The sequence below is a fragment of the Burkholderia sp. LMG 13014 genome (genome assembly GCF_905232215.1).
GTDB lineage: Bacteria > Pseudomonadota > Gammaproteobacteria > Burkholderiales > Burkholderiaceae > Burkholderia.
In genome coordinates, this window is the sequence record NZ_CAJNKE010000518.1 from 1 (window position 1) to 4,138 (window position 4,138).

Here is a 4,138-nt window from a genome sequence, read left to right on the forward strand (position 1 = left end):
GCAGTCGTTGGTCGGGAATTCGATCCAGTGCTTGCCCGCTGCGCGCGGCACGTGGCCGAACGCGCGCAGGCGCATGTCGCCGCAATGGAACAGGTATTCCCAGCGGTCGCCGAGATACATCGACGTGACGAGGTCGGCCTGCAGCCGGTTCGCGCCCGGGCCGTCGGCGACCTGCACGCGTTCGAGGCGGATCACGGCCTGCGCGTCCTGGCCCGGCGCGAGCGTGTCGCGTGCAAGCGCGCGGATTTCCCAGCCGTCGCCCGCGAGCGTCACGCATTCGCCGTCGATCGCCGCGACGCGCGCATCGATCCGGTTGTTGCTGCCCATGAACTCGGCCGTGTACAGCGAACGCGGCGCACCGTACAGCTCGGCCGGCGTGCCTTCCTGCTCGATGCGGCCATTGCGCAGCAGCAGGATGCGGTCGGACATCGCCATCGCCTCGGTCTGGTCGTGCGTCACGCACAGGGCCGACAGCCCGAGCGACACGATCAGCTCGCGCAGCCACGCACGCGCTTCTTCGCGCAGCTTCGCGTCGAGGTTCGACAGCGGCTCATCGAGCAGGATCACCGGCGGGTTGTAGACGAGCGCCCGCGCGATCGCGACGCGTTGCTGCTGGCCACCCGACAGTTGATGCGGATAGCGCTCAGCGAGATGACCGAGGCCGAGCTGGTCGAGCGCGGTTTGCACGCGGCGCTTCTGTTCGGCAGGAGCTACGCGGCGCAGCTTCAGCCCGTAGCCGACGTTGTCGGCGACGGTGCGGTGCGGCCACAGTGCGTAAGACTGGAACACGAGGCCGAGCGAGCGCTGCTCGACGGGCAGGTCGACGCGCTGCGCGCCGTCGAAGAACACGCGGTCGTCGAGCTGGATGCGGCCGTCGGATGGCTGTTCGAGGCCGGCCACCGCGCGCAGCAGCGTGGTCTTGCCGCTGCCCGATGCGCCGAGCAGGCACACGACTTCGCCGGCCTTCAGTTCGAACGACACACCCTTGAGGATCGGATTGGTGCCGTAGCTGAGGTGCAGATCGTCGACGATGAGCTTATCCATGAAGTTTCACTCCGAAACGCAGGGCCACGCCGAGACCGGCGCCGACCATCGCAATGTTGATGACAGAGAGCGCGGCGACCTGGTCGACGGCGCCGGTCGCCCACAGCGACACGAGCAGCGCGCCGATCACTTCGGTGCCGGGTGACAGCAGATAGACGGCCGTCGAGTATTCACGCTCGAAGATCATGAAGATCAGGAGCCACGCGGCGAGCAGGCCGAAGCGCACGAGCGGTAGCGTCACGTCGAGCGATACGCGGCTGCGCGTCGCGCCGACGCTGCGGCCGGCTTCCTCGAGCTCGGGGCCGACCTGCAGCAGCGCGCTCTGGATGAGCCGCATCCCGTACGCGAGCCACACGACCGTGTACGCGATCCAGATGCTCCACATCGAGTTCTTCAGCTCGCGCAGGCCGGGGACGAACAGGAAGATCCACAGGAACGCGAGACCGGCGAGCAGGCCGGGCACCGCGCGCGGCAGCAGCACGAGGTAGTCGAGCAGCTTGGTGGCCCAGTCGGGGCGGCGGTGGCCGGCGAACGCGACGAGCGAGTAGAAGCCGATCGCGAGCGCGCCGCCGATCACGCCGATGCCGAGCGTATTGACGATCGCGCGCACCAGGTTGTCCTGCTCGAACAGTTCGATGAAGTTCGACAGCGTGAGCACCTCGGCGAGCGCGACGCCTTCGCCCCAGTTGGTCACGAACGCGCGCAGCACGATGCCCGAGATCGGCACGATCACGGTCAGCATCAGCCACAGCGCGACGATCGCGAGCGCGACCCAGCGCCATACGCCGAGCGGCAGCACGGTCGCGCGGCCGGCCTTGCCTTTCACGGTGACGAAGCGGTTGGCCGTCTTCAGCAGGCGGCGCTGCAGCAGCACGAGCGGGAACGTGATCGCGACGATGCACACCGCGACCGCGGCCATCAGGTGATACGACGGCACGCCGAGCTTGTTGGTCAGCTTGTACAGGTAGGTCGCGAGCACGAGGTGGCCTTCCGGATCGCCGAGCACGAGCGGCAGCCCGAACACCTCGAAGCCGAGGAAGAACACGAGCACGCCGGCGAACAGCAGCGCGGGCATCGTCATCGGCAGGCTCACGTCGAGTGCGACACGGAACGGGCGGGCGCCCGTCACGCGGGCGGCTTCCTCGACGTCCGAGCCGAGGTTGCGCAGCGCGGCCGACGAGTACAGGTACACGTGCGGCACGTGCGTGAGGCCGACGATCACCGTGATCGCGAAGATCGAGTACACGTTCCAGGGCACGCTTTGCACCCCGAACAGTTCCTTGAACCACACCGAGTAGAAGCCGACCGGACCGGCCGCGACCACGTAGCCGAACGCGAGCACCATCGGCGACACGAACACGGGCGTGAGCAGCAGCGGTTCGAGCCAGCGGCGGCCGGGCAGGTCGGTGCGCACCATCAGGAACGCGAGGATGCCGCCGAGCGGGATCGAGATGAACAGCATCCCGCCGGCGATGATGAACGAGTTCTTCACGGCCGACCAGAAGTCGGGATCGCTGAAGATGAAGCGGAAGCCTTCGATGCCGAGCGTCTTGTTCGCATCGAAGAACGGCGCGGACAGCAGGCTCTGGAACAGGATGAAGCCGAGCGGCAGTGCGACCGCGACGGTCAGCACCGCGACGACGATCCAGCGCAGCATGCCGGCGAGCGGCCGCAGGCTGTTGACCGGCAGCGCGGGAATCGCGTCGCGCGGGCCGGTAGTGGGTGGAACGGCCGGTGCCGTTCCGCGGGTGCTGGTTGAAAGCATGAGTTCGCCCCTGCGGCCATCCGGATGGCCGCCTCAAGGAAGTCGGTAAGGGGAAGGGGCCGCCCGCGCCGTGTGCGGCGGGCGGCCGGCAGTCAGCGGATCAGCCGATCAGCGCTTGATCGCCTGCTGCCATTGCTTCAGGAAAGCGAGGCGCTTCGACTGGTCGAGATAGACGAGCAGGCCGGTGCCGATCTGGATCGGCTTCAGCGAATCGCCGAGTTCCTTCGTGAGGCTCGCGGCCGACGTTTCGCCGGTCACGTCCGCACGGATCGCGTACAGGTTCGCCTGGTTGGCGATCAGCGTCTGGCCGCGCTTGGACAGCAGGTAGTCGACCCACAGCTTCGCGGCGTTCGGGTTCTTCGCCTTCTTCGAGATCGTGGCGAGACGGCTCACGACCTGCGTGTAGTCCTTCGGAAACACGTAGCCGATCGACTTGTCCTTCTTCGCCTTCGCATACGCATACGAACCGATGATGTTGTAGCCGATCAGGTTCTCGCCCGACGAGATCCGCTCCATCATCGCGCCCGTGCTCGACTGCAGCTTCGGGCCGGTCGCGCCGATCGCCTTCACGAGCTCCCACGTGACCTTCTCGTTCACGTGCGCGTCCTGCGTCAGGTAGTTGAAGCCGACGCCCGATTTCTCGATGTCGTAGGTCGTGACCTTGCCCTTGAACTTGTCGGCCTGCGTGGTCAGCAGCTTGATCAGGTCGGCGCGCGTCTTCGGCACTTCGTTCTCGGGAATCAGGCGCTTGTTGTAGACGATCGCGAGAGGCTCGAACGTCGTGCCGTACGCCAGCTTCTGGTATTGCGCCCACTGCGGCACGTTCGCGCTTTCGGGCGAGTCGTACGGGGCCATCAGGCCGTCGTTGACGAGCTTCACCTGCAGATCCATCGCCGAGCTCCACAGCACGTCGGCGCTGGTGCTGCTCGCCGCGTTCTCGCTGATGTAGCGGTTGTACAGCTCGGTGCTGTTCATGTCGTTGTACTCGACCTTCACGCCGTACAGGCTTTCGAAGTCCTTGATCAGCGGGCGCACGAGGCCCGTGTCGGTCGTCGAGTAGACGATCAGCTTGCCTTCCTTCTTCGCGGCGTCGATCACGCCCTGGTAATTCCCCGGATACCCGGCCGGAACCTGCGCGGCGGCGCTGCCGGCGGCAGTGCCCAGAACGACCGCCAGCGCGGCGGCGAGGTGCTTCGGTGCAAACGGCATGTCTTCCTCCAGTTACGTCTAGGTGTTGTTCGAGTGGAGCGGATGTTAATTGCGGCGCACTTTCAGCCTGCTTTCATTTCGGTTCACAATCGCGTCGTTTGTGTCATGGATTTCCCGAGG

At 66.3% G+C, this 4,138-nt stretch carries 3 protein-coding genes; all 3 read right to left on the minus strand.

The window, feature by feature from the left end; genetic code table 11:
* A partial coding sequence (locus JYJ84_RS30010) for an ABC transporter ATP-binding protein (protein ID WP_205189854.1) occupies positions 1-1,044 on the minus strand: 1,044 nt, incomplete at its 3' end.
* Positions 1,037-2,809, minus strand: a complete 1,773-nt coding sequence (locus tag JYJ84_RS30015) for an iron ABC transporter permease (protein ID WP_174956399.1) — start codon at positions 2,807-2,809, stop codon at positions 1,037-1,039. The genes JYJ84_RS30010 and JYJ84_RS30015, both read right to left, overlap by 8 nt.
* Positions 2,810-2,917: 108 nt before the next feature.
* Positions 2,918-4,018 carry an ABC transporter substrate-binding protein gene (locus tag JYJ84_RS30020; protein ID WP_122946888.1) on the minus strand — a complete coding sequence of 367 codons (1,101 nt, stop codon included), beginning with the start codon at positions 4,016-4,018 and terminating at the stop codon, positions 2,918-2,920.
* Positions 4,019-4,138 lie beyond the last annotated feature (120 nt).